27 protein-coding genes are annotated in these 24,520 nt (G+C 72.5%); 17 read left to right on the top strand and 10 right to left on the bottom strand.

The genetic code is table 11. From position 1 onward, the window contains the following. Positions 1 to 33: 33 nt before the first annotated feature. Positions 34 to 918: an iron-sulfur binding domain-containing protein gene (locus IRX98_RS01555; protein WP_224273358.1), complete on the bottom strand. Its 885-nt coding sequence runs from the start codon at positions 916 to 918 to the stop codon at positions 34 to 36. Positions 919 to 985: 67 nt separating this feature from the next. Between IRX98_RS01555 and IRX98_RS01550 the strand changes: the two genes are divergently transcribed. After that, on the top strand, positions 986 to 1,792 hold the full coding sequence (locus tag IRX98_RS01550) for a hypothetical protein (protein ID WP_224273357.1): 807 nt from the start codon (positions 986 to 988) through the stop codon (positions 1,790 to 1,792). A gap of 390 nt (positions 1,793 to 2,182) precedes the next feature. Here the strand turns inward: IRX98_RS01550 and disA are convergent, their stop codons facing one another. Both disA and radA read right to left on the bottom strand, forming a co-directional pair. After that, a complete protein-coding gene (gene disA / locus IRX98_RS01545) occupies positions 2,183 to 3,265 on the bottom strand; it encodes a DNA integrity scanning diadenylate cyclase DisA (protein WP_207083819.1) in 1,083 nt (360 codons plus the stop codon). Positions 3,266 to 3,384: 119 nt separating this feature from the next. After that, entirely contained in the window at positions 3,385 to 4,779 is a 1,395-nt protein-coding gene (radA, locus tag IRX98_RS01540) for a DNA repair protein RadA (protein WP_224273356.1), read from the bottom strand. A 255-nt stretch (positions 4,780 to 5,034) separates the two neighbouring features. On the opposite strand from radA, the gene IRX98_RS01535 reads away from it, so the two are divergent. Beyond that, positions 5,035 to 6,078, top strand: coding sequence for a LacI family DNA-binding transcriptional regulator (locus IRX98_RS01535; protein WP_224273355.1), 1,044 nt, complete (start codon positions 5,035 to 5,037; stop codon positions 6,076 to 6,078). Here IRX98_RS01535 and IRX98_RS01530 read toward each other — a convergent pair. The 3 genes from IRX98_RS01530 to IRX98_RS01520 form a co-directional block, all read right to left on the bottom strand. Continuing rightward, positions 6,075 to 6,758 (bottom strand): class I SAM-dependent methyltransferase, encoded by a 684-nt coding sequence (locus IRX98_RS01530; protein WP_224273354.1) that lies wholly within the window; start codon positions 6,756 to 6,758, stop codon positions 6,075 to 6,077. The two genes, IRX98_RS01535 and IRX98_RS01530, sit on opposite strands and share 4 nt — an antisense overlap. A gap of 7 nt (positions 6,759 to 6,765) precedes the next feature. Next, entirely contained in the window at positions 6,766 to 7,404 is a 639-nt protein-coding gene (locus IRX98_RS01525; RefSeq protein ID WP_224273353.1) for a VOC family protein, read from the bottom strand. Positions 7,405 to 7,498: 94 nt separating this feature from the next. Beyond that, entirely contained in the window at positions 7,499 to 8,275 is a 777-nt protein-coding gene (locus tag IRX98_RS01520; protein WP_224273352.1) for a DUF3109 family protein, read from the bottom strand. Positions 8,276 to 8,320: 45 nt separating this feature from the next. Here IRX98_RS01520 and IRX98_RS01515 point away from each other — a divergent pair, with 45 nt between their 5' ends. The 5 genes from IRX98_RS01515 (at position 8,321) to IRX98_RS01495 (ending at position 12,223) form a co-directional block, all read left to right on the top strand. After that, positions 8,321 to 9,265, top strand: a complete 945-nt coding sequence (locus IRX98_RS01515) for a Ppx/GppA family phosphatase (RefSeq protein WP_224273351.1) — start codon at positions 8,321 to 8,323, stop codon at positions 9,263 to 9,265. A gap of 3 nt (positions 9,266 to 9,268) precedes the next feature. Then, positions 9,269 to 10,066, top strand: a complete 798-nt coding sequence (locus IRX98_RS01510; protein ID WP_224273349.1) for a sugar phosphate isomerase/epimerase family protein — start codon at positions 9,269 to 9,271, stop codon at positions 10,064 to 10,066. Next, positions 10,063 to 10,656 (top strand): TetR/AcrR family transcriptional regulator, encoded by a 594-nt coding sequence (locus tag IRX98_RS01505; RefSeq protein WP_224273347.1) that lies wholly within the window; start codon positions 10,063 to 10,065, stop codon positions 10,654 to 10,656. The genes IRX98_RS01510 and IRX98_RS01505 overlap by 4 nt, the downstream gene beginning before the upstream one ends. 119 nt (positions 10,657 to 10,775) lie before the next feature. Then, positions 10,776 to 11,489, top strand: a complete 714-nt coding sequence (locus IRX98_RS01500) for an ABC transporter ATP-binding protein (protein WP_224273345.1) — start codon at positions 10,776 to 10,778, stop codon at positions 11,487 to 11,489. Further along, positions 11,486 to 12,223: an ABC transporter permease gene (locus IRX98_RS01495; RefSeq protein ID WP_224273343.1), complete on the top strand. Its 738-nt coding sequence runs from the start codon at positions 11,486 to 11,488 to the stop codon at positions 12,221 to 12,223. Before IRX98_RS01500 ends, IRX98_RS01495 begins: the two co-directional genes overlap by 4 nt. 3 nt (positions 12,224 to 12,226) lie before the next feature. Here IRX98_RS01495 and IRX98_RS01490 read toward each other — a convergent pair whose 3' ends face one another. Beyond that, positions 12,227 to 12,619: a hypothetical protein gene (locus IRX98_RS01490; protein WP_224273340.1), complete on the bottom strand. Its 393-nt coding sequence runs from the start codon at positions 12,617 to 12,619 to the stop codon at positions 12,227 to 12,229. Positions 12,620 to 12,702: 83 nt separating this feature from the next. Between IRX98_RS01490 and IRX98_RS01485 the strand changes: the two genes are divergently transcribed. From IRX98_RS01485 to IRX98_RS01450, 8 genes are all read left to right on the top strand, one after another. Further along, on the top strand, positions 12,703 to 13,638 hold the full coding sequence (locus IRX98_RS01485) for a proline dehydrogenase family protein (protein ID WP_224273338.1): 936 nt from the start codon (positions 12,703 to 12,705) through the stop codon (positions 13,636 to 13,638). A 9-nt stretch (positions 13,639 to 13,647) separates the two neighbouring features. Continuing rightward, positions 13,648 to 14,448 carry a pyrroline-5-carboxylate reductase gene (gene proC / locus IRX98_RS01480; RefSeq protein ID WP_224273336.1) on the top strand — a complete coding sequence of 267 codons (801 nt, stop codon included), beginning with the start codon at positions 13,648 to 13,650 and terminating at the stop codon, positions 14,446 to 14,448. A gap of 34 nt (positions 14,449 to 14,482) precedes the next feature. Further along, entirely contained in the window at positions 14,483 to 15,622 is a 1,140-nt protein-coding gene (locus IRX98_RS01475; RefSeq protein ID WP_224273334.1) for a Kelch repeat-containing protein, read from the top strand. A 75-nt stretch (positions 15,623 to 15,697) separates the two neighbouring features. Next, positions 15,698 to 16,879, top strand: coding sequence for an acetoin utilization protein AcuC (locus IRX98_RS01470; RefSeq protein WP_224273332.1), 1,182 nt, complete (start codon positions 15,698 to 15,700; stop codon positions 16,877 to 16,879). A gap of 188 nt (positions 16,880 to 17,067) precedes the next feature. Beyond that, positions 17,068 to 17,274 carry a helix-turn-helix domain-containing protein gene (locus IRX98_RS01465; protein ID WP_129424401.1) on the top strand — a complete coding sequence of 69 codons (207 nt, stop codon included), beginning with the start codon at positions 17,068 to 17,070 and terminating at the stop codon, positions 17,272 to 17,274. 97 nt (positions 17,275 to 17,371) lie between these two features. Next, positions 17,372 to 17,473 (top strand): 30S ribosomal protein bS22, encoded by a 102-nt coding sequence (locus IRX98_RS01460; RefSeq protein WP_008356322.1) that lies wholly within the window; start codon positions 17,372 to 17,374, stop codon positions 17,471 to 17,473. Positions 17,474 to 17,486: 13 nt separating this feature from the next. Further along, positions 17,487 to 18,464 carry an SDR family oxidoreductase gene (locus tag IRX98_RS01455; protein ID WP_224273330.1) on the top strand — a complete coding sequence of 326 codons (978 nt, stop codon included), beginning with the start codon at positions 17,487 to 17,489 and terminating at the stop codon, positions 18,462 to 18,464. Next, positions 18,457 to 19,611 (top strand): lysophospholipid acyltransferase family protein, encoded by a 1,155-nt coding sequence (locus IRX98_RS01450; RefSeq protein WP_224273328.1) that lies wholly within the window; start codon positions 18,457 to 18,459, stop codon positions 19,609 to 19,611. Before IRX98_RS01455 ends, IRX98_RS01450 begins: the two co-directional genes overlap by 8 nt. Positions 19,612 to 19,620: 9 nt before the next feature. On the opposite strand, the gene IRX98_RS01445 is transcribed toward IRX98_RS01450, so the two are convergent. From IRX98_RS01445 to IRX98_RS01435, 3 genes are all read right to left on the bottom strand, one after another. After that, positions 19,621 to 20,853, bottom strand: coding sequence for a DUF5667 domain-containing protein (locus IRX98_RS01445; RefSeq protein ID WP_224273326.1), 1,233 nt, complete (start codon positions 20,851 to 20,853; stop codon positions 19,621 to 19,623). Positions 20,854 to 20,932: 79 nt separating this feature from the next. After that, positions 20,933 to 21,670 carry a sigma-70 family RNA polymerase sigma factor gene (locus IRX98_RS01440; RefSeq protein ID WP_224273324.1) on the bottom strand — a complete coding sequence of 246 codons (738 nt, stop codon included), beginning with the start codon at positions 21,668 to 21,670 and terminating at the stop codon, positions 20,933 to 20,935. A gap of 127 nt (positions 21,671 to 21,797) precedes the next feature. Beyond that, positions 21,798 to 22,685, bottom strand: coding sequence for an HAD family hydrolase (locus IRX98_RS01435; RefSeq protein ID WP_224273322.1), 888 nt, complete (start codon positions 22,683 to 22,685; stop codon positions 21,798 to 21,800). Positions 22,686 to 22,716: 31 nt separating this feature from the next. On the opposite strand from IRX98_RS01435, the gene IRX98_RS01430 reads away from it, so the two are divergent. Together IRX98_RS01430 and IRX98_RS01425 are read left to right on the top strand one after the other, a co-directional pair. After that, on the top strand, positions 22,717 to 24,273 hold the full coding sequence (locus IRX98_RS01430; protein ID WP_224273321.1) for a class I adenylate-forming enzyme family protein: 1,557 nt from the start codon (positions 22,717 to 22,719) through the stop codon (positions 24,271 to 24,273). Beyond that, positions 24,270 to 24,515: a glutaredoxin family protein gene (locus IRX98_RS01425; protein WP_224273320.1), complete on the top strand. Its 246-nt coding sequence runs from the start codon at positions 24,270 to 24,272 to the stop codon at positions 24,513 to 24,515. The genes IRX98_RS01430 and IRX98_RS01425 overlap by 4 nt, the downstream gene beginning before the upstream one ends. Positions 24,516 to 24,520: the final 5 nt, after the last annotated feature.

Here is a 24,520-nt window from a genome sequence, read left to right as displayed (position 1 = left end):
TGGGGCCTGAGCCCTGTCTGACACCCCACCAGATCACCCCGGGAGCGCCCAGCGCCCCGGGGTGACCTGCGTCAGGAGGCCGTCGGCCTCGAGGCCGGCCAGACACCGCTCGCGCTGCTCGGCCTGCGGCCACGCCGCCTCGACCTGCGCGGCCCCGATGCTCGACTCGGCCTCGCGGGCCAGCGCCATGATCCGGCCGCGGCACTGGCGGTCGGTGCCCACCCAGGCCTGACCGCGCCGCGGCGGCCCGTCGTACGCCGGGAAGCCGGCACCGCGCCACGCGCAGAGCTCCGCGACCGGGCAGGCGTCGCACGACGGCTGTCGAGCCGTGCAGACCAGCGCGCCCAGCTCCATCGTCGCCACGGCCCACGTCGCGGCGGTCGCCTCGTCGTCGGGGAGCACGCTGGTGGCGACGTCCCGCTCCGCGCGGGTGACCGCGGTCGCCGGGAACTCCACGCCGGAGATCGTGCGGGCCAGGACGCGGCGCACGTTGGTGTCGAGCACGACGTGGCGCTGACCGAAGGCGAAGCTCGCGATCGCCGACGCCGTGTAGTCGCCGACGCCGGGCAGCGCGAGCAGGTCGTCGTACGACGTCGGCACCTCGCCGTCGTGGCGCTCGACGATCGCGGCGGCCGCGGCGTGCAGCCGCAGGGCCCGCCGGGGGTAGCCCAGCCGTCCCCACATCCGCACCGCCTCGCCCGTGGACTCCTCGGCGAGGGCCGCGGGGGTCGGCCAGCGCTCGAGCCACGCCGCGTGCACCGGCAGCACGCGGGTGACCGGGGTCTGCTGGAGCATGAACTCGCTGACCATCACCGACCACGGGCTGGCCGCCGCCCCGCGCCAGGGCAGCTCCCGCGCATGCGCGTCGTACCAGTCGAGCACGGCGTCGTGCAGGGCGGGGACAGCGGCGGCATCCATCGCGGCGATCGTAGGTGAGCCGGTGCGCCTCCGCCGATGCGGGCCGCCGGCTCCCTAACCTGACCCCATGGCCTCGACCGTACGACCTCGCGGGCCGCTGCCGGCACGGGTCTACTGGACCCGGCGCATCATCGTGCTCGGCATCCCGCTGCTCCTCGTCGTCGTGCTCGCGCGCGTCCTCGGTGGCTCCTCGGACGGCAAGGACGCGTCCACCCCGACCGCCACGCAGGCCGGCGCCAGCGTCACCGAGCCCGCCGCCGCGCCGACCGCCGGTCCGACGGCCGCCGTCGAGAAGGACCGCAAGGGCAAGAAGGGCAAGAAGAAGCGCGAGCAGGAGGTCGTCGTCCCGCCCGAGCCCGTGCTCGCCGAGCCGTCCGGGCCGTGCACCGACTCCGACATCGTCGCGACCCCCGCCCTCACCACCGCCACCGGCGGCGCCGACGTGCCGATCACGGTCAACCTGCGCACCGTCGTCGCGGAGGCCTGCACGTGGCAGGTGTCCCCGCAGACCCTGACGCTGACCATCACCAGCGGCAGCGACTTCATCTGGAGCACCCGCGAGTGCCCGACCGCGATCCCGGTGCAGGACGTCGTGGTGCGCCAGGCCGTCGACACCCCCGTCGTGGTGACGTGGGCGGACGGCAAGCGCTCCGACGAGACGTGCTCCGGTCGCACCGAATGGGCGTTCCCCGGGTTCTACCACGTCCTGGCAGCGTCCCTCGGTGGTGAGGCGACCGACGTCCAGTTCGAGCTCGTGGCGCGGGAACCCGCGGTCGTGACCACCACCGCCGACCCGAAGCCCGGCAAGAACAAGAAGAACGGCGACACCTCGCACACGCCCGGCGAGGACGGCGCGGGGAACTCCGCCGGCTGACCGGGCTTCCGGGTCGTTGGTTTCCCCGGGTACCCGGGGAAACTGGAGGTTCCAGTGCGAACCTTCGCGGGCAAGGCTCCAGTTTGGATACGGAAGCTCTGTGCCAGTCCTTCGTACGCCGCACTGCCGGCGGCTGTGAGCGGTGCGAGCGAGGGCCCCGACGATCTTGCACCGAGAGCGAGATCTCGATTCGGCCCGTCGCGGCTTCGTTCCTCAGCCGCGGGGCCTACTCGATCTGGCCGAGCCCCACGCGCCGACCTCGTGCCTCGGTCGACGCTGGCCGTCTCAATCTCGATACGGCCCGTCGCGGCTTCGTTCCTCAGCCGCGAGGCCTACTCGATCTGGCCGAGCCCACGCCGCGCGCTCCTTCGTCGCGCGCGGCTGCTCGTCTCAGATGTAGCGCTCGGTGATGCTCGACTCGGCCAGGCGGGAGAGGCCCTCGCGGACGCTGCGGGCGCGCAGCTCGCCCACGCCCTCGACTGCCTGGAGGTCGTCGATGCCGGCCGACAGGAGCTGCTGGAGCCCGCCGAAGTGGTCGACGAGGCGGTCGACGACAGCGGCGGGCAGGCGCGGCACCTTCGCCAGCAGCCGGTAGCCGCGAGGTGCGACGGCGGCGTCGAGGTGCTCGGCGCCGCCGAGGCCGATCGCGCGGGCCACTGACGCGGGGTCGACGAGCTCGGTGGGGGAGAGCCCCTCGAGCTCGGCGAGGTGGTTCTCCGGGCTGGCCTGGCGTCGCTTGCCCGAGGGGAGGTAGTCGCGCACGACCAGCTCGCGCTCGGCGTCGACGCCGGTCACGAGCTCCTCGAGCTGGAGGGAGAGCAGGCGGCCGTCGGTGCCGAGCTCGAGGACGTAGTCCTCGATCTCGCGGGCGATCCGGATGACCATCTCGAGACGCTGTGCCACCACGGCGACGTCGCGCACGGTGACGAGGTCCTCGATCTCGAGTGCGGAGAGCGTGGCCGAGACCTCGTCGAGGCGGAGCTTGTAGCGCTCGAGCGTGGCGAGGGCCTGGTTGGCGCGGGAGAGGATCTTGCCGGAGTCCTCGAGGACGTGGCGGATGTCGCCGACGTAGGCGGCGATGATCTGCATCGACTGTGAGACCGAGATGACCGGGTGACCGGTCTGCTTGGCCACGCGCTCCGCGGTGCGGTGGCGCGTGCCGGTCTCCTCGGAGGGGATCGTGTGGTCGGGCATCAGGTGGACCGCGGCGCGGTGGACCCGGGTGATGTCCTTGTCGAGGATGATCGCGCCGTCCATCTTGGCCAGCTCGCGCAGCCCGGTGGCGGTGAAGGGCACGTCGAGGGTGAAGCCGCCGGTGGCGATCGAGTCCACGGTGCGGTCCAGCCCGAGCACGATCAGGGCACCGGTCCGACCGCGCAGGATCCGCTCGAGGCCGTCGCGCAGCGGCGTACCGGGCGCGATCGATGCCAGGGTCGCGCGCAGCCTCAGCTGCTCGTCGATGCGCTCTGCCACCGGTCCTCCACCTGCTCGCTCCGCGGGCGCCCCCGCGCGCCGTCGGGTGAAGTGTAGGGGCGCGAGGACCGGATCCACCCTTCCTTTGCGTGCGGGGGCCTCGGGCAGCAGGTCGGCGCTCAGAGCGGAGGCGTGAGGTCGAGGGTCAGCAGGGCTCCGAAGACGTCGTCCACCTCGACCACCCGGATGCCGTCGACCACCCGCCGGGTCGGGATTCCGCGCTCACTGGCGAGCGCGCGACCGCGCGGGACGACGGCGACCTTGAAGCCCTGGCGCGCCGCCTCGGCGATGCGCTGGGGCAGGTCGCGGACCCGGCGCAGCTCGCCGGCCAGCCCGATCTCGCCGATCGCTACCGCGCCGCGCGGCGCGGGGACGCCGAGGTGGGAGCTGGCCACCGCGACGGCGATCGCGAGGTCGGCGGCGGGGTCGTGGAGCTTGGCCCCGCCGACGGTGGCGACGAAGGTGTCGCTGCCGGCGATGCGCAGCCGGGCATGGCGGGTCAGGACGGCGAGGACCATGTCCACGCGGGACGACTCGACGCCGGAGACGGTGCGGCGCGGACGCTCCAGGGGCGAGGGGGTCAGCAGCGCCTGGACCTCGGCGAGCAGCGGTCGACGACCCTCCATCGTCACCGCGACGCAGGTGCCGGAGACGTCCTGGGTGTGGTGCTCGACGAACAACCCGGTGGGGTCGGTGACCGCGGCGATGCCCTCCGACGACAGGTCGAAGCAGCCGACCTCGTCGACCGGGCCGTAGCGGTTCTTCATCGCCCGGACCATCCGGAAGCGGGAGTTGCGGTCGCCCTCGAAGTGGAGGACCACGTCGACGAGGTGCTCGAGCACGCGGGGGCCGGCGATCGATCCGTCCTTGGTCACGTGGCCCACGAGCACCGTGGTGATGTTGCGAGTCTTGGCCACCCGGATCAGGGCGGCCGCGACCTCCTTGACCTGCGTGACCCCACCGGGGACGCCGTCGATGCCGGAGGCGCCGATCGTCTGCACGGAGTCGACCACGACCAGGGTGGGTCGGACCTCCTCGATGTGGGTCAGCACCGCGCCGAGGTCGGTCTCGGCGGCCAGGAACAGCTCGTCGTGGACGCCGCCGGTGCGGTCGGCGCGCAGCCGCACCTGGGCGGCCGACTCCTCGCCGGTGATGTAGAGGGTGCGCTGGCGGGTGCGGGCGGTCTGCGCGGCCACCTCGAGCAGCAGCGTGCTCTTGCCGACGCCCGGCTCGCCGGCGAGCAGGATCGCGGCGCCGGGCACCAGGCCGCCGCCCAGCACGCGGTCGAGCTCGGGCACGCCGCTCGACCGGGCGACGGACTCGGTGATGGCGACCTGTCCGATCGGCACCGCCGGGGTGGAGACCGGGCCCGCCGCCGCACGCATCGTGGGGGCGCCGACCTCGGCGACCGAGCCCCAGGCCTGGCACTCGCCGCACCGGCCGACCCACTTGACGGTCTCCCAGCCGCACTCCGTGCAGCGGTAGGAGGAGCGGGTCTTCGCCTTGGTGGACATGGACGCCACGCTAGGCGAGGCCACCGACAGCGCGGGTACGCCGCGCCTCGACCGCGGGCCGGCGCCGATCGGGCCAGCCGTCCACAGCGCGTACGCCGTGCCTGTGGACAACGTGTGGAACCTGTGGACAACCCTTGCCCGGCTGGGGACGTGCCGGCCGCACACGCCGAACCCGCTCACCCGTTCGGGCAGACGTGCCGCCGCGTGTCGAAGGCTTATGCTGGCGCTCGTTGGATCGATCAAGGGGGCAGCAGCATGGGGCGCAGTGAGCATCGGAGCGGCAGTCAGCTGCCGGTCACGCCGACCACTCTCGCCGACGTCGCGGAGCGTGCCGGCGTCTCACGCCAGACCGTCTCCAACGCCGTCAACAACCCCGACCTGCTGCGTCCCGACACCCTCGAGCGGGTCCGCCAGACGATCGCGGAGCTGGGCTACTCGCCCAACCGCGCCGCCCGCAACCTGCGCACCCGCACCTCCTCGCTGATCGGGCTGCGCTTCACCCCGACGCAGGAGGGCACGGCCAACGCCGCGATGGACCGCTTCGTGCACTCGCTGGTGGAGGCGAGCGAGGAGGCCGGCTACGCCGTGCTGCTCTTCCCGGCCGACGACGAGGACCCGGTCGGCGGCTACGACAACCTGCTGCGCTCGACCGCCGTCGACGCCTTCGTCGTCACCGACACCTACCTCGGCAACCCCCAGGCCACCTGGCTGAGCCAGCAGCGCGCGCCGTTCGTTGCCTTCGGCCGGCCCTGGGACGACGACGGCGCCCGCCACGTCTGGGTCGACGTCGACGGGGCGGCCGGCACCCGCCTCGCGACCCAGCACCTCATCGATCGCGGGCACACCCGCATCGCGTGGATCGGCTGGCGCAAGGACTCCCCGATCGGCGAGGACCGTCGCTCTGGCTGGCTGACGACCATGCACGACAACGGACTGCCCACCACCGGTCTCGCCTCACGCGTCGAGGACGTCGTGCACAGCGGCGCCGAGGCGGCCGCGGTGCTGCTCGACGAGTCCGCACCCACCGCCTTCGTCTGCGCCTCCGACACCCTCGCGATGGGGGTGCTCCACACGCTCTGGATCCGCCAGCTCGCCCCGGGCCGCGACATCGCCGTGGTGGGCTTCGACGACTCGCAGGTGGCGCAGGTCTACCCCGTGGGGCTCACGTCGGTGCGCCAGCCGCTCGAGGACGTGGCGGTCGAGATCGTGCGGACCCTGCGCCAGCTCCTGTCGCACCAGCCGGTCGAGACCCGCGGCGTGCTGCTCGAGCCGACGCTGGCGATCCGCGAGTCGAGCTAGAAGTCGCGCCACCACAGGTTGACGGCGTAGTCGACCTCCGTGCCGGTGTGCGAGGTCAGCGCCTCCTCGGCGGCGGCCGGCGGCAGCTCGATGCGTACGACGGCCTCGAGCGCCTCGCGCGAGGTGAAGGACCAGCCCATGTCGATCTCCCGGCGCCGCCAGCCGTGCTGCGACCAGAACCGCTCCACGGCGCTCGCGTCGACCTCGGGGTAGCCGCGGCGGAACCAGGCTCCGAAGGTGGAGCGGGTGGGGTCGTTGTCGATCACGAACGCGGTGCCGCCACGGCGTACGACCCGGTCCAGCTCGCGCAGGCCCGGCTCGGACCCGGGACCGAAGAAGTAGGCCCAGCGGGCGTGCACCACGTCGACGGACGCGTCGGGCAGGGGCAGCGCCTCGGCCATGCCCTTGAGCACGGTGACGTTGCCCAGCCGCTTCGTACGCCGCTTCGCCAGCGACACCAGCGGTGGGTGCGGCTCGACGCCCACGACCTGCGCGGCGCGCTCGGCCCACAGGGGCAGGTGGAAGCCGGTGCCGCAGCCGACGTCCAGCACGGTGCGCCCGGACCAGTCGCCGAGCTCCTGCATGGCGGCGAGGATCCGACCGTGCGGGTCGGCGGCACGGTTCTCGAGCTCGTAGAGCTCGGGGGTGTGCCAGATGTTCGGTGAGGGGCGGGGCTTCACCCGGGTGCTAGATGCGGACGAGGCCGTGCGGGGTCTGGATCTGCACCGCGACGATGCCGGGGGTGCCGTTGGGGGCGACCCACTCGACCTTCACGTCCTCCAGCGGCGCCTCGACGGTCTCGCCGAGCCACTCGCTGACCCGCTGCGGGTCGCCGGCGATCTCGAGGCAGGCGAGCGAGTAGTCACCGGTGGCGCCGTTGCTCGGGTGCATCTCGGAAGGCGACTGCCACTGGATGAAGAACGGCAGCTGCGGGTCCGAGATGAGCCCGTTGACGCCGATCTGCTGCCAGACGAGCTCGGTGCCGTCGGGGCGGTGGCGGTTGCCCTTGACCGCCTCGCGGCCCAGGCGCGACTCGATGGGGGCGATGTCGCCGACGGAGACGACCCATCCCATCCAGCCTCCGCCGAGCGCCGAGCGCGCGCGCACGGCCTGGCCGAAGGGAGCCTTGTCGGAGGCGGGGTGGTCGAGGACCTCCACGATCTCCATGTAGGTGTCACCGGCCAGGGGCAGGGTGACGTTGCGGGTGCCGAAGCGAGGGTGCACACCCCCGTCGACGAACTCCGTGCCGAGCAGCCCCCCGATGCGCTGGGCGGTGCTGGCAAGTCCATCAGGTCCGGCGGCGAAGCTGACGTGGTCCAGGCGCATGACCAGATTCTGTGCTCACGCCCCGGGACGCGCGACACCGGGGTCGGGATCTCTCGACATCGAGCAATTCCGCGCTGCGGATTCCGTGGAGGCCTCAGCGCGGGTCGGCGGGGTGCAGCGCGAGGGCCGAGCGGGAGCGGACGTGCGCCTCGCAGTGGCGGGAGAGCTCGGCGTACGCCTCGGGCCCCATCAGCTCGACGAGCTCGGGCTCGTGGGTCACCCACACCGGCTCGAGCGCGACGTGCGCCTCGGTGTTTCCCGAGCAGTACCAGTCCAGGTCGTGCCCGCCCGGGCCCCAGCCGCGACGGTCGTACTCACCGATCGAGACCTCGGTGTACGACGTCCCGTCCTGCACCTCGACGGTGCGGAACTGGCGCCGGATGGGCAGCTGCCAGCAGACGTCGGGCTTGGTCTCCAGCGGGTTCCTGCCCTGGCGCAGCGCGAGGCCGTGCAGGGCGCAGCCGGCGCCGCCCGGGCCCTGGTCGGGGGCGAAGTCGGTGCGGTTGTGGAACACGCAGGCCTGCTGGCCGTCGACCTCCACGGCGAGCGTCTTGCGCTCCCCGTCGTCCTCGGTCTCGATCCAGTCGGACTTCTTCACCGCCCGGCCGGGGTGCAGCTGCCAGTCGTCGGGCGTGAGCTGGGCGACGAAGCCGGCGACCCGCAACTCGTCGTCCTTGTCGGCGAAGTGGGCGCCGAGGGTGCAGCAGCCGACGTCGGGGGCGTCGGCGTAGATGCCCTGGCACCCCTGGCCGAAGATGCAGGTGTAGGCCGAGGTCAGCCACGTCAGGTCGCAGCGGAAGACCTGGCTGTCGTCGGCGGGATCGGCGAACTCGACGTACGCGCGGGGGAACACCAGGTCGACTTCGGGCACTCGGCCAGCCTAGTGGCGTGCCACAGGCCTAGTAGCGTGGCAGTCATGCGCCTGGGCGTCCTCGACATCGGATCCAACACCGGTCACCTGCTGGTGGTGGACGCGCACGGCGGTGCCGCGCCGCTGCCGGCCTCGTCGCACAAGCAGGCGCTGCGCCTCGCCGAGCACCTCGACGCCGACGGCGCCGTCACGCCGCAGGGGGTGGAGGCCCTCACCGAGTTCTGCGCGTCCGCCACGCGGATCGCCGAGGACAAGGGCTGCGAGGAGATGCTGGGCTTCGCGACCTCCGCGGTGCGCGACTCGGTCAACTCCGACGAGGTGCTGGCCCACGTGGAGCGGCACAGCGGCGTCTCGCTCGAGGTGCTCTCGGGCGAGGACGAGGCACGGCTCACCTTCCTGGCCGTACGCCGATGGTTCGGCTGGTCGGCGGGCCGGCTGGCGATCTTCGACATCGGCGGCGGGTCGCTGGAGATCGCCGGTGGCGCCGACGAGGCGCCCGACGTGGCCTGGTCGCTCCCGCTGGGTGCGGCCCGGATGGCCCGCGCGTGGTTCGGCGGCGGCCGACCCTCGGAGGAGGAGATCCGCCAGCTGCGGCGCGAGATCCGCGCCGAGATCGCTCGTGACGCCGGCAACCTCCTGCGCCCGGGAGTGCCGGACAAGGCCGCGGCCACGTCGAAGACCTTCCGCTCCCTGGCCCGCATCTGCGGCGCCGCGCCCAGCGGTGACGGACCGCTGGTGCCGCGCACCCTCGAGCTCGAGACGCTCTCGGGCTGGATCCCCAAGCTGATGGACATGTCCGACGAGGAGCTCGCGGACCTGCCGGGCGTCTCGCCGAGCCGCACCCACCAGATCGTGCCCGGCGCGCTCGTCGCCGAGGCGTGCATGGACATCTTCGACCTCCCGGCGCTGGAGATCTGCCCGTGGGCGCTGCGCGAGGGCGTGATCCTCGAGCGCCTCGACCAGATCTCCGTCGTGACGAGGCTGCACTGACTCATGCCCTCGACCCCTCGGATCGGCCTCTCGACCGCCTCGGTCTACCCCGAGTCGACCGCGCACGCCTTCGGCTGGGCGGCCTCGCTCGGCTACGACGCCGTGGAGGTGATGGTCGGGATCGACGCACTGAGCCAGCAGATCGACGCCGTGAAGAAGCTCAGCGAGCACCACCAGGTGCCGATCTGCGCGGTGCACGCGCCCTGCTTGCTCTTCACCCAGCGGGTCTGGGGCACCGACCCGTGGGGCAAGCTGGAGAAGTCGGCGGAGATGGCCGCCGAGGTCGGCGCCGACGTGGTCGTCGTACACCCCCCGTTCCGGTGGCAGAAGGACTACGCCGCCGGCTTCGTGGAGGGGATCGCCTCCCTCGAGGCCCGCACCGGCATCGCCTTCGCGGTCGAGAACATGTACCCCTGGCGGGCGTCCTCGCGCCGCGGGATGGAGATGTACCTCCCCGGCTGGGACCCCAGCACGGAGGACTACGCCAACACCACGATCGACCTCTCCCACGCCGCGATCGCGCGCTCCGACGTGATCGAGATGGCCGAGCGGATGGGCGAGCGGCTGCGCCACATCCACCTCACCGACGGCTCCGGCTCCGCCAAGGACGAGCACCTCGTGCCGGGGCGCGGGGTGATGCGGGCCGCGGAGTTCCTCCGGCACCTGGCGGGTGCCGGCTTCTCCGGCCACGTCGTGCTGGAGATCAACACGCGCCGCGCAGCCGACCGTGCCGAGCGCGAGGCCGACCTCGCCGAGTCGCTGGCCTTCGCCCGGGCCCACCTCGGCGTCACCACCCCATGACCGCCCGCGCGTCACGCGGCCGTCGACCGGGCGCGCCGGACACCCGCGCCGAGGTGCTCGCCGCCGCGCGGACCTCCTTCGGAGAGCTGGGCTTCCGCGGCACCACGATCCGCTCGGTCGCTGCGGCGGCGGGCGTGGACCCGGCACTGGTGCACCACTACTTCGGCACCAAGGACGACCTCTTCGTCGCCGCCCTCGAGATCCCGGTCGATCCCCGCGAGGTGATGGCGCCGGTCGTGGCAGCCGGGCCGGACGGTGCCGGCGAGCGCCTGCTGCGGGCCTTCCTCGGCGTCTGGGACGACCCCGACGTCCAGCCCGGCCTGCTCGCCCTCGCGCGCTCGCTCCTCGGCGACGACTCCGGGCCGATGGTGCGCGACGCCTTCATCCCCGTCGTGGTGGGCCCGGTGCTCGCCCAGCTCGTGGCGGACCGCCCCGAGGTGCGCATCCCCCTCGTCGCGAGCCAGATCATCGGGCTCGTGGTCACCCGCTACGTCATCGCGCTCCCGGCCATGGCGCACGCGCCCGCCGAGGACCTCGTCGCCCGGATGGGGCCGGTGCTGCAGCACTACCTGACCGGCGACCTGGCCTGAGCCGACCTACGTCACTCCCCGCTGAGCGGTGAGCGAGGCGGGTTCTGCGCGCTCGGAACCCGCCTCACGCACCGCTACAGGGTTGACGCCGCCTCTGCCCCAGGCGCACAATTCAACACATGATGAAAAACGTCATCGAGGTGCGTGATCTGGTCGTCGTACGCGGTTCGCGGGAGGTGCTGCCCGGCATCTCGCTCGACGTGACGGCTGGCGTCACCGGGCTGCTCGGGCCCAGCGGCTGCGGCAAGACGACGCTGATGCGCGCGCTGGTCGGCGCCCAGCGCCTGCGCTCGGGATCGGTGGAGGTGCTGGGCGAGCCGGCGGGCAGCGCACCGCTGCGCACGCGGGTCGGCTACGTCACCCAGTCCGCCAGCGTCTACGACGACCTGACGGTCGCGGAGAACCTCACGTTCTTCGCGCGGGTGCTCGGCGTGGCGCGCGACTCGGCCGAGGAAGCGGTCGCGTCGGTCGGCCTCGCCGACCAGCGCCACCAGGTCGTCGGGCGGCTCTCGGGCGGCCAGCGCAGCCGGGTCAGCCTGGCCGTCGCGCTGCTCGGATCGCCCGACCTGCTCGTGCTCGACGAGCCCACGGTCGGCCTCGACCCGGTGCTGCGCCGCGACCTGTGGGGACTCTTCCACCGCATCGCCGAGGGCGGGGCCGCGGTGCTGGTCTCCAGCCACGTGATGGACGAGGCCGAGCGCTGCGACCGGCTGCTGCTGATGCGTGAGGGGCGGATCATCGCCGACGGCTCGCCGGGCGAGATCAGGACGCAGACCGGCGCCGACGACATCGAGCAGGCCTTCCTGCACCTCGTGGAGGGGGCGGCGGCATGAACGCGCGGATCACGTTCGCCGTCGCGGGTCGCGTGCTCACCCAGGTCCGTCGCGACCACCGCACGCTCGCGATGCTGCTGGTGGTGCCGTGCCTGCTCATCAGCCTCTTGTGGTGGATGTTCGACGAGCTGCCCGGCGACATGTTCGACCGCTTCGGGCCTGCGCTGCTGGCGATGTTCCCGTTCATCGTGATGTTCCTCGTGACCAGCGTGACCACGCTGCGCGAGCGCTCGTCGGGCACCCTCGAGCGGTTGCTCACGATGCCGATGGGCAAGCTCGACTTCCTCCTCGGCTACGCCCTCGCCTTCGGCCTGCTGGCTGCAGTGCAGTCGGCGCTCGCGGTGGCGGTCAGCGTCGGGCTGCTCGGCCTCGAGGTCAACGGCCCCGTCTGGCTGCTGGGCCTCGTCGCGGTCGTCGACGCGGTCCTCGGCACCGCGCTGGGCCTGCTGGTGAGCGCCTTCGCGACCACGGAGTTCCAGGCGGTGCAGTTCATGCCGGCCTTCGTGCTCCCGCAGATCCTGCTGTGCGGACTGTTCGTACCCCGCGAGGCGATGCCGGGCGTGCTCGAGGCGATCAGCGACCTGCTCCCGCTGTCGTACGCCGTCGACGCGATGCAGGAGCTGGTCGGCCGAGCCGACGAGGGTGAGGTCTGGCGCTCGGTCGGCGTCGTGGCCGGCTTCGCGGTCGCCTCGCTCGCGCTGGGTGCGGCGACCCTGCGACGGCGTACGCCGTAGGGGCTAGGCAGCGGTGCCGACCGCGGGGCGCTCGCTTAGCCGGAACAGCCATGCGGCGACGGCGAAGAGGGCGGCGTACATCCCGGTCAGCAGGACCACGTCGCCCACCGACGCGACCTCGCGGTCGGTGACGACCAGCCCCACCGCGACGGCGCCCGCCACCACGGTCACGACCGCCGCACCTGCGAGCGCGACCACCATCCCGCCGGGGCGGAAGCGGGTCGCCACCGCCACGAGGAGGGCGACGGCGGGCGCCGCGAGGTAGAGGGCGTCGCGGTCGCCGTCGCCGACGATCCCCAGGGCCCCGATGCCCAGCAGGAGGAAGAGCGTCGTGGCGACGGAGACGGTCAGGGCGAGGGCGTAGCGCGTGGTCGGCGAGGACGGGAATCGGGTCATGTCGTCCATGGTGGACCGGTCCGCGTGGGCGTGGGTGGAGGACCTGTGAAGGATCCGTCGAGGTTCGGCGTAGCCTTCTGGCCATGTCTTTGCTCCGCCAGCCGATCCTCCTGCTCGCCCGCAGCCAGGGGGTCAAGAAGCTCGTCTCGACCATGCCCGTCTCGAGCGGCATCGTCACCAGCTACGTCCCCGGCGAGACCACCGAGTCCGCCGTCGGGGCGACCCGGACGCTGGAGGCCGACGGGCTGCACGTGACCCTCGACTACCTCGGCGAGGACACCACCGACGCTGCTCAGGCCGAGGCCACGGTCCGGGCCTACAAGGAGCTCCTGGCCGACCTCGGCTCGCAGGGCCTCGCGCCCCATGCCGAGGTCTCGGTCAAGCTCAGCGCCATCGGGCAGTTCCTCCCCGACAATGGCCACAAGGTCGCGCTGGAGAACGCGCGCGACATCTGCCGCGCGGCGCGCAACGCCGGCACCACGGTGACCCTCGACATGGAGGACCACACCACCACCGACTCCACGCTCTCGATCCTGCGCGAGCTCCGCAAGGACTTCCCCGAGACGGGTGCGGTGCTGCAGGCGATGCTGCACCGCACCGAGGCCGACTGCCGTGCGCTGGCCTACGAGGGCTCGCGGGTGCGCCTGTGCAAGGGCGCCTACATGGAGCCCGCCGACGTCGCCTTCCAGGAGCGGGTCGAGGTCGACAAGTCCTACGTACGCTGCCTCAAGGTGCTGCTCGGCGGCCAGGGCTACCCGATGATCGCCACCCACGACCCCCGCATGGTGCAGATCGCCTCCTCGCTCGCGAGCCGCTTCGGCCGCCGCCCGGGGACCTACGAGTTCCAGATGCTCTACGGCATCCGTCCCGAGGAGCAGAAGCGCCTGGCCGCGGCCGGTGAGACCGTGCGCGTCTACGTCCCCTACGGCACCGAGTGGTACGGCTACCTGATGCGCCGGCTGGCCGAGAAGCCGCAGAACCTGGCCTTCTTCGCGCGTTCCCTCGTGTCGAAGAAGTAGGTTCCCCCCATGAGCACAGCGATCATCGGTGCCGGCGTGATGGGGGAGACCCTGCTGTCCGGTCTCGTACGCGCCGGGCGACGCGTCGACCAGCTGATGGTCGGCGAGAAGCGCTCGGACCGCGCCCGCGAGCTGGAGGAGCGCTACGGAGTGGCGGTGGTGTCCAACCGCGAGGCAGCGGCGAAGGCCGACACGGTGGCGCTGGTGGTCAAGCCGCAGGACATGGCCGACGTCCTCGCCGAGATCGCCCCGGACCTGCGCGCCGGGCAGCTGCTCGTCTCGCTCGCCGCGGGCATCACGACCGCCTTCATCGAGTCCCGCGTGCCCGAGGGCGTCGCCGTCGTGCGCGTCATGCCCAACACCCCGGCCCTCGTCGACGAGGGCATGGCCGCCATCGCGCCCGGCTCGCACTGCGACGAGTCGCACCTGACCGAGGCCGAGTCGCTGATGGCCTCGACCGGAAAGGTGCTCCGCATCCCGGAGAAGCAGATGGATGCGGTCACCGCCATCTCCGGCTCCGGACCGGCCTACATCTTCTTCGTCGTCGAGTCGATGATCGAGGCGGGCGTCCACCTCGGCCTGCCGCGCGCGACCGCCACCGAGCTGGTGGTGCAGACGCTGGTCGGCTCGGCCACGATGCTGCGCGAGACCGGCTCGCACCCCGTCGTGCTCCGCGAGCAGGTCACCTCGCCGGGCGGCACGACCGCCTCCGCGCTGCGCGAGCTCGAGATCCACAAGGTCCGGGCGGCCTTCCTCGCCGCGATGGAGGCCGCGCGCAACCGCTCGCGCGAGCTGGCCGAGGGCTCCTGAGGAACCCCACAGGCTCGGCGGCCGTCCACCCGTCATGAGCCGACGCGTTCTCGCCCTCCTGGCAGGAGCCGTGCTGCTCGCCCTCTCCTCCTGCGGTGCGTCGCCGGGGCCGTCGGCGGGAACCGGGACGGTCGGTGGGCCCGCTTCCGGTTGGGAGCGGATCGAGGCCTTCCCGCTGTCCCCACGCACCGATCCCGTCGTCGCCTGGACGGGGACGGAGGTGGTCGTGGTGGGTGGCAACACCGGCTGGGTCTGTCCGCCCGGTGCCGACTGCACGACCCCCACGGCCCTCGCCTCGGACGGCGCCGCGCTCGACCCGGCGACGGGGACCTGGCGGTCGATCGCCCCGGCTCCCGTCGGTCTCTGGAACAGCTGGGGCGGCGACTGGGACTCGGTGCTCGTGGGGGACCTGCTGGTCGTGCGCGGGACGAAGGACGCGAGCTGGCAGGGCTACGACGTGGTCGCGGACGTCTGGACGGACCTGACCCCGCCGGCCGGGTTCGAGGGTCGGCTCGTCGCGAGCGACGGCCGGCTCTGGGTGCACTCGGGCCGCCGGATCCTCAGCTGGGACCCGACCGCGGACGAGGTGCGGGTCGAGGCGTCGTACGCCCCGGCGCGCCCGCTGCAGGACACGCAGCTGTTCGTCACGCCCGCGGGTCCCGTGCTGTCCGGGATGCGCTACGACGACGCCGAGCCCGACGAGCCGACGCTCGCCCAGGTCGACGTCCCCGACGGCGCGGGCGGCTGGGAGCGGTTCCCCACCGGTCAGGTCGGGTGGTTGAGCCACTGGGACGGGACGCGGCTGGTCGGGGTCGAGCCGGGTGACGCCGACGGTGGCGAGGTCAACGGATGGGACCGCGCCTACCCGTACGCCGGTTCGTTCGACCTCGAAGCACGTCGCTGGCAGGCGCTCGACGTCCCGGCACGCGACTGGGACCTTGAGTGGCCGGTGTCTGCCTCGGTGGACACCCGCATCCTCGACCACGGGCGGCTCCTCGACACCACGACCGGTGCGTGGCACCACGTCGGACGACCGGAGTCCGAGCTCGACCACAACCTCACTGCCACCTGGGCCGGTGACCGGCTCTTCGTCGTCGGCGGCGTGGACGAGGACCTGGGGTTCGCCGCGCCGGCAGGACCGGAAGCCTGGTTCTGGACCCCGCCCGAGCGCTGAGGTCAGGCACGTCGAACACGTTCAAACTCCGTCCGCTGGTCGGACCAGCCCCGGGGCCGGAGTAACGTCCGCCACATGGAGTGCTCCGGGCCCACGTCGGTCGTGTTCGACCAGACCCTCTGCGAGTACAACTTCGGCCCCACGCACCCGATGTCGCCGGTACGCGTCGACCTCACGATGCGCCTCGCCGAGGAGCTCGGCGTGCTGGAGTCGATCAAGCGCGTCGACGCCCCCGTCGCGACCGATGCCCAGATCGCCACGGTCCACGACCAGGGCCTGATCGACGCCGTCACCCGGGCCGGCGAGACGCCGGGCTACGAGGACGCTGTGCGCGGCCTCGGCACCGAGGACGACCCGGTCTTCGCCGACATGCACCAGGCCAGCGCGCACGTCGTCGGCGCCACCCTCGAGGCCTTCCGCCAGGTGTGGAGCGGGGAGTCGCTGCACTCGGTGAACATCGCCGGCGGCCTCCACCACGCCATGCCGGAGAAGGCCAGCGGCTTCTGCATCTACAACGACGTGGCCGTCGGCATCACGCAGCTCCTGGCGGACGGCGCCGAGCGGGTGGCCTACGTCGACATCGACGTCCACCACGGCGACGGCGTGGAGAAGATCTTCTGGGACGACCCGCGCGTGCTGACGATCTCCCTGCACGAGACCGGCCAGATGCTCTTCCCCGGCACCGGCTTCCCGACCGACACGGGCGGCGCGGCCGCCGAGGGCTCGGCCGTCAACGTCGCGCTCCCGCCCGGGACGGCCGACGCGGGCTGGCTGCGCGCCTTCCACGCCGTCGTGCCGCCGCTGCTGCGCGAGTTCCGCCCCGAGGTGCTGGTGACCCAGCACGGGTGCGACTCCCACATGAACGACCCGCTCGCCCACATGATGCTCAGCGTCGACGGCCAGCGGGCGGCGTACCTTGCCCTCCACGAGCTCGCCCACGAGGTCTCCGACGGCCGGTGGGTGGTCACCGGCGGTGGCGGCTACAGCGTGGTCGACGTCGTCCCGCGCGCCTGGGCGCACCTGCTGGCGATCGCCGCGGGCCGTCCGCTCGACCCCGCGACCCCGACGCCGCCGGCGTGGAGGGCGTACGTCGAGGAGGTGCTGGGGGCCAGTGCGCCGCACCGGATGACCGACGGCCGCACGCCCGCCTACCGCGACTGGTCCGCCGGCTACGACCCCGAGGCCTGGCTCGACCGCGCGATCCACGCCACGCGCATGGAGACCTTCCCGCTCCACGGCCTCGACCCGCTGCCCTGAGCAGCGCCGAACGGAGTGCGAGGCTCGTCGGGTAAAGAATCAACCCGACACGCCGCCAGTCCCACATGTTTCTCTGGCATTCCTCTTCCCCACGCGTCACGCGAGCCCTATTGTCACCAGAAGCGGCACGCCTGTGACGCCGGCGCGGAAGCCGGCGCCGTCGCCGTACAGAAGGATCGGTGCACACCATGGCTGAGAACACCCCTGGCGACATGTCCGAGGCGCGGTTCCTGACCATTGCCGAGGTCGCGTCCAAGATGCGGGTCTCGAAGATGACGGTCTACCGGCTCGTCCACGGCGGCGAGCTGCCTGCGGTGCGCGTCGGCCGGTCCTTCCGGGTGACCGAGGACGACGTGAACGAGTACCTGCGCAAGAGCTTCTACAACGCCGGCTGAACCCTCCGCCGGACCGATTCCGCGCTGCCCACCCCTGCCAAGTAGGGTGGGCGGGTCCGGCCGACGAGCGTCGGCCGAAAGGAAAGGTCTGATCCACGTGGGTTCTGTCATCAAGAAGCGGCGCAAGCGCATGGCCAAGAAGAAGCACCGCAAGCTGCTCAAGAAGACGCGCGTCCAGCGCCGCAAGCTCGGCAAGTAACACCCCCTCGACCATGGGACGGGTCGTGCTGGTCACCGGGATCTCCCGGGACATCGGGCGACGATTCGCGCGCGCCGCGGCCGGCGACCCGTCCATCGAGCGGGTCATCGGGGTCGACGTCGTCCCTCCGCGGGGCGACATCGGGGACGTCTCCTTCGTCCGCGCCGACATCCGCAACCCCGTCATCGCCAAGGTCCTGGCCAAGGAGGACGTCGACACCGTCGTCCACATGAGCGTGATCGCCACGCCCGGATCCGCGGGCGGGCGCGGGACGATGAAGGAGCTCAACGTCATCGGCTCCATGCAGCTGCTCGCTGCGTGCCAGAAGTCGACGACCGTCGAGCGCCTGGTCGTGAAGTCGACCACCACCGTCTACGGCTCGAGCCCGCGCGACCCCGCGATGTTCACCGAGGACATGGGGCCCAAGCGTCAGCCGTCCTCCGGCTATGCCAAGGACGTCTACGAGGTCGAGGGCTACGTCCGCGGCTTCGCCCGGCGCCGGCCCGACGTCGACGTGACGATGATCCGCGCGGCCAACGTCATCGGGCCCCACGTGGCGAGCCCGCTGACCAACTACTTTCGCCTGCCGGTCATCCCACGGGTGCTGGGCTTCGACCCGCGCCTGCAGTTCCTCCACGAGGACGACCTGATGACGGTGCTGCGCCACGCCGCGACCTCGGGGATCCCGGGCACCTTCAACGTCGCCGGTGACGGGCTGCTGACGCTGAGCCAGGCCGTACGCCGCCTCGGCACGCCGTCGGTCGCGCTCCCGCGGTTCGCGGTCGGGCGCCTCGGCGCCACCATGCGCCAGGCCCGCCTGTCGGACTTCTCTCCCGAGCAGCTGGGCTACCTGACCTACGGTCGTGGTGTGGACACCACCCGGATGCGCACCCACCTCGGCTTCGAGCCGGCGTACTCCACCGCCGAGGCCTTCGCCGACTTCTGCCGCGCCCTGACGCCCGCCGAGCCGCAGGGGGCGGGCCGTGGCTGAGGAGGCCCGCGAGGACGCGGTCGTGATCCCGATCGGCACCGGCGGCCGGCCGGGCCGCGGCTCGGGCAGCGCCCGCCCGTCGTCGGCCGCGCGCAACCTCGCCCCGTCGGCCGCGAAGCCTGCGCCGAGGAAGCGCCCCGCGGCGAAGAAGACGACACCGAAGAAGCCCGCACCCGCTCCGGAGCCGGCTGCCGAGGCGCCGCCCGCGGACCCGACGCCCGGGCCCGCGACCACGAAGCCCCGCCTCGAGACCGGGATCCCCGTCGGAGACTGGCTCTCCGCGCTGCAGGGCGCGGCGCTGGAGGTCTTCGGCGACGACTGGGAGCGGCGCCTCGCCGAGCTGCTGGCCTTCGCCCGGCGCCGGCTCGAGGGTGACTACGAGGTCGACGACTACGGCTTCGACCGCGAGCTCACCGAGCGCTTCTTCATGACCGCGCTGCGCCCGATCGCCCAGAAGTGGTTCCGCCTCGAGGTGCGCGGACTGGAGAACATCCCCGCCGAGGGCGGCGCCCTGGTGGTCTCCAACCACTCCGGCACCGTCCCGCTCGACGGGCTGATGACGATGCTGACCGTGCACGACCACGCCCACCGCTTCCTGCGCCCGCTCGGCGCCGACCTCGTCTTCAAGCTCCCCGTGGTCAGCTCGCTGGCCCGCAAGAGCGGTGCGACGCTGGCCTGCGTCGAGGACGCCGAGCGGATGCTGTCGGGCGGTGACCTCGTGGGCGTGTGGCCCGAGGGGTTCAAGGGCATCGGCAAGCCGTTCAGCGAGCGCTACAAGCTCCAGCGCTTCGGCCGCGGCGGCTTCGTGTCGGCCGCGCTGCGCACCGGCGTGCCGATCATCCCGCTGTCCGTGGTCGGGGCCGAGGAGATCTACCCCCTCGTCGGCAACGTGCCCTCGCTGGCGCGGCTGCTGGGGGTGCCCTACATCCCCGTCACGCCGTTCTTCCCGTGGCTCGGTCCGCTCGGCATGGTGCCGCTGCCGTCCAAGTGGATCCTGGAGTTCGGCGAGCCGATCCGCACCGACTCCTACGACGCTGCGGAGGCCGAGGACCCGATGCTGGTCTTCAACGTCACCGACCAGGTGCGCGAGACCATCCAGCACACGCTCTTCGACCTGCTGCGCGAGCGCGACGGCGTCTTCAGCTGACGGTCCCCGTCAGGGGAGCAGGCCGCCGGTCGCGTTGCCGAGCGTGTTGCCGGTGAGCGGGTCGAGGGTGCCGGTGATCTCGCCGATCAGGCCACCCGTCGCGTCGTCGACCTCGCTGGTCAGCCCGCCGATGGCGCCGCCGGTGATCTCGTCGACCTCGTCCACGAGGTTGCCCGTCGTGTCGGTGACCTCGTCGGTGAGGTCCTTGATCGGCTTGCCGGGGTCGGTCGTGGTCGGGTCGGTCTTCGTCGGGTCGGGCAGCGTCGTCGTGGCCGGCGTCGGCAGCGTCGTCGGCAGGGTCGTCGGGGTCGGCACGGCCGTCGGCAGCCCCTTCAGCTCCTCGGGCACCTCGATCCCGGTGAGGTCCTGTCCCGAGACGGGCGCCGCCTCCAGGGTCAGCTCGTCGACGTCGAGCCCGGTGAGCAGGTCGACGGGAGCGCTGGTGAGCAGGAAGTCGGGGACGGCGGCGATGCCGCCGGAGCAGACCGGGCAGGCGCTGCTGACCTCGAGGTCGAGGTCGCTGAGCGTGCGCCCGGCGGCCAGCAGCTCGTCGCGCGCGCTCTCCGGCAGCTGCTCCTCGAGCGCGTCGAGCCGCTCCAGGCTGGTGGCAGTGAAGTCGCGGGCGCGCTGGGCGTCCTGCTCGACCCCGCGGTCGTAGGACGTCAGCAGGCTGCGTACGCCGGTGCTGGACTGCTCGGTGAAGGCGTCGAGCGTGTCGGGGATCAGCTGCTCGCGCCCGCCGTCGCCGGCCGCGAGCTGCTCGAGCTCGAGCAGGCGCGTGTCGGCCTGCGCCAGGAGCGTGCGCCCGCGCTGCGACTCGTCGTCGGCCAGCCGGACCTGGGCAGCCTCGATGCCGCGCTTGACGCCGTAGAGCGACTCACCGGGCAGGGAGGTCTGGGCGGCGACGGCCATGGTGGCCGTCGCGCCGACCAGGGCGGCGCCTCCGAGCAACGCGCCGAGGCGACGGTCCCGGCGACGGGTGGTGGCGGGCATCGCCAGGCGCTGCGGGGCGGGCGGCTGGCGCACGAGCGCCGTGTCGGCCTCCGCCATCAGGCGCTCGCGCAGCGACCCGACGAACTCGGGGCGTGCGGTGACCTCGGGCACGGACCTCAGGTCGGCGACGACCTCGAGGAGGTCGGCGTACTTCTGCATGTCGCGCTCGGAGAGGGAGGAGTCCGCCCCCCGTGAGAGGAGTGCCTCGAACTCGTCGGCACGTCGTCGTGCCGAGAATGCGGCTGTCATTGCTCTCGTCCTGTCTGGCTGCTCGTGGGTCCTCCCACACGGACGAACGAGCGGGAGGAGGTGCGAGTTACGGGTCGGGTCACGACTCCCTCAACCCCTCCGGCATGAGCTTGGCCAGATTGCGTACGCCGCGCAGCTGGAGCTGCTTGACGGCGCCGTCGGAACGAGCGAGCGCGAGCGCCGTCTCCGCGATCGACATGCCCTGCAGGAACCGCATGATCAGGCACTCGCGCTGCTCGGTCGGCAGCTGGGTCAGCGCCTGGAGCAGCACCTCGTTGGTGAGCCCGGCGATCACCGCGTCCTCGGGGCCCTCGGTGCTGTCGTCGTGCGGCGTCATGTCCTCGGTGGTCATCTCGAGGCGGGTGCGGCCGGACTTGAAGTGGTCGGTGGTGAGGTTGCGCGCGATGGTCATCAGCCAGGCGCCGAAGTCCTTGCCCTGCCACCGGAAGTTGTTCATGCTCCGCAGCGCCCGGAAGAACGTCTCCGAGGTGAGGTCCTCGGCCAGCGTCTGCGAGCGCGTGCGGTAGTAGAGGAAGCGGTAGACCGAGGCCTGGTAGTGGTCGTAGAGGAGGCCGAACGCCTCCTTGTCACCGGCGCGGGCCAGCTCGACGAGGGCGATCAGCCGCTCACGCTCGGCGCCGTCGACCTCCGAGGACGTCGCCTGGTCCTCGTCGCCGACGGGGCTGCCGGTCGCGCCGGCGCCACGGCTCGGCATGGGGGCGCGGGCGGGGCCGGAGGTGGCGGCCTCGGCCAGCAGGACGTGGGGGACCGGCTGGAGGGACAGGGCAGCGAGGACGGCGCGTCGGAGCGCGTCCATGCCTTCGTCGAAGGCATGCCCAAGGTCGTGTGATGACCGCATGCGGTGTCCCTCCCGGTGTGCAGCACCTCACACGATAAGTGGCCGGCGGGGAGTTGTGAACCCGTCGGTAACTATCAGTTACACCTCAGGCGGAGTGCGTACGTCCTCGAACGCTCACGCCGGCCGCGACTGCGCCCGAGACGGCACCGGCGACCGCGGCGGCCACCAGCCCGGCACGGGCGGCCTTGCGGCCGGTGCGGTAGTCGTGGACGCGCCAGCCTTGGGCGCGGGCGTGCGCCCGCAGCCGGGCGTCGGGGTTGATCGCGCACGGGTCGCCGACCATGGACAGCATCGGCAGGTCGTTGCTGGAGTCGGAGTACGCCGAGCAGCGGGCGAGGTCGAGGCCCTCGCGGGCCGCGAGCGCCTTGATCGCCTCCGCCTTGGCGGGACCGTGGAGGAGGTCGCCGACGAGCTGGCCGGTGTAGACGCCGTCGACGTGCTCGGCGACGGTGCCCATCGCGCCGGTGAGGCCGAGACGGCGGGCGATGATGCTCGCGATCTCGATGGGCGCGGCCGTCACCAGCCACACGCGCTGGCCCTCGTCGAGGTGGAGCTGGGCCAGCGCGCGAGTGCCGGGCCAGATCCGGTGCGCCATCGCCTCGTCGAAGATCTCCTCGCCGAGCTCCTCGAGCTCGGCGGTGGTGTGCCCGGCGATGAAGGACAGCGCGGAGTTGCGGGCGTCGGTGACGTGCTCGGGGTCCTCGACGCCGACGATGCGGAAGTAGGTCTGCTTCCACGCGGCCGAGGCGATCTCGCGGGTGGTGAAGAACTGGCGGCGGTGGAGGCCGCGGGCGAAGTGGAAGATGCTCGCGCCCTGCATGACCGTGTTGTCGACGTCGAAGAAGGCCGCCGCGGTCAGGTCGCTGGGGGTGCTGAGCGCGTTCTCGACCTCCGCAGAGGCCGCCGCGGCCTCGCCCGCGAGGGCCGAGCGCTGCTGCAGGTTGAGGCGTCGCGGTCGCTCGGACGGGGTCACCCGGCAAGCCTAGTCGTGCAAGGATCTGCGCATGCCGCGCAACGACATCTCCGCGTTCGTGGCCGAGGCGGCTGCCGACGTGCCCGACCGCCAGGCCCTCGTGGAGAGCGGTGGGCGCTCGTTGACGTGGGCCGCGCTCGAGGACGAGGTGGCCCGGATCGCCACCGGTCTCGGCCTGCACGGCATCCGCGCCGGCCAGCGCGTGATGATCGCCGTCGGCAACCGCATCGAGTTCGTCACCGCCTACCTCGGCGTGCTCCGCGCGCAGGTCGTCGCCGTCCCGGTCAACCCGCGCTCGGCGCCCGGCGAAGTGGCCCGGATGGTCGCCGACTCCGGCACGCGGCTCGTGATCGCCGACGCCACCGCCCTCGACGTCGTACGTGCGGGGCTGGCCGAGCTGGCCGCCGACGGTGAGGTGCCGGCGCCGATCGTGGTGGTCGTCGGTGCCGAGCCGGGCGAGGGCGAGCACGCCTTCGCCGAGCTGCGCGCGGACGTCGTACGCCCCGTGCCCCCGCTGCCCGACCCGGAGAAGCTCGCGGCCCTGCTCTACACCAGCGGCACCTCCGGGCGTCCGCGCGCGGCGATGTTGAGCCACCGCGCGCTCCTCGCCAACATCGAGCAGGTCGCCGCCGTCGAGCCTCCGATGATGCACGGCGACGACGTGGTGCTCGACGTGCTGCCGCTCTTCCACGTCTACGGCCTCAACGCCGTCCTCGGCGGCGTGCTGCGCCACCGCGCCAGGCTGCTCCTGGTGGAGAAGTTCGACCCCCAGGCCGTGCTGGACCTCATCGACGACGAGGCGTGCAGCGTGGTGCCGATCGCGCCGCCGGCGTTCGCCCACTGGCTGCCCGACGAGCACCTGCGCGAGCGGCTCGGCCCGGTGCGACTGGTGCTGTCAGGATCCGCGCCGCTCGAGGCGTCGGTCATCGAGGAGTTCACGGGCATCACCGGCATCCCGGTGCACCAGGGCTACGGGCTCACCGAGGCCTCGCCGGTCGTGACGAGCACGCTCTGCAGCGCCGACCCGGCGCCCGGCTCCGTGGGCGCCGCGCTGCCCGGCATCGAGCTGCGCCTGGTCGACGAGACGTGGGGCCAGGTCGAGGGCGAGGACCCCGGCCAGATCCAGGTCCGCGGCGACAACATCTTCTCCGGCTACTGGCCCGACGGCGCGGACGGCCCCGACGACGAGGGCTGGTACGCCACCGGAGACGTCGGCTTCCTCGACGCCGGGGGTGACCTCTTCCTCGTCGACCGGGTCAAGGAGCTGATCATCGTCAGCGGCTTCAACGTCTACCCCACCGAGGTGGAGGACGTGATCCGCGAGGTCGACGGCGTCACCGACGTCGCCGTCATCGGTGCCCCGGACGCCGAGACGGGCGAGGCCGTGGTGGCGTACGTCGTCGCGTCGCGGCCGCTGACCCACCTCGAGGAAGCGGTCCGTGCACACGCCGTCGTGCGGCTGGCGCGCTTCAAGCAGCCCACCCGCATCGAGGTCGTCGACGCCCTGCCGCTGACCGTGACCGGCAAGGTGCAGAAGGGCCGGCTCCGCGGGCTCGAGCGCCGCCGCCAGCTGGGGCTGCTCGAGTGAGTGCCGAGCCGCGCGTCACCTTCTACTCCCGGGTCGGCTGCCACCTCTGCGACGACGCACGGGCCGTGGTCGCGCGGGTGTGCGCGGACCTGGGGGAGTCGTTCGTCGAGGTCGACGTGGACAGCGACCCCGACCTCGAGGACCGCTTCGGCGAGGAGGTGCCCGTTACCTTCGTCGACGGTCGCCAGCACGACTTCTGGCGCGTGGACGAGGGTCGGTTGCGGGCTGCGCTGGGGGCGTGAGCTCC

This window comes from Nocardioides lacusdianchii, assembly GCF_020102855.1.
Lineage (GTDB): Bacteria > Actinomycetota > Actinomycetes > Propionibacteriales > Nocardioidaceae > Nocardioides > Nocardioides lacusdianchii.
The sequence above is the reverse complement of the archived record's forward strand: the minus strand, read 5'-3'. Positions and strand labels throughout refer to the sequence as shown.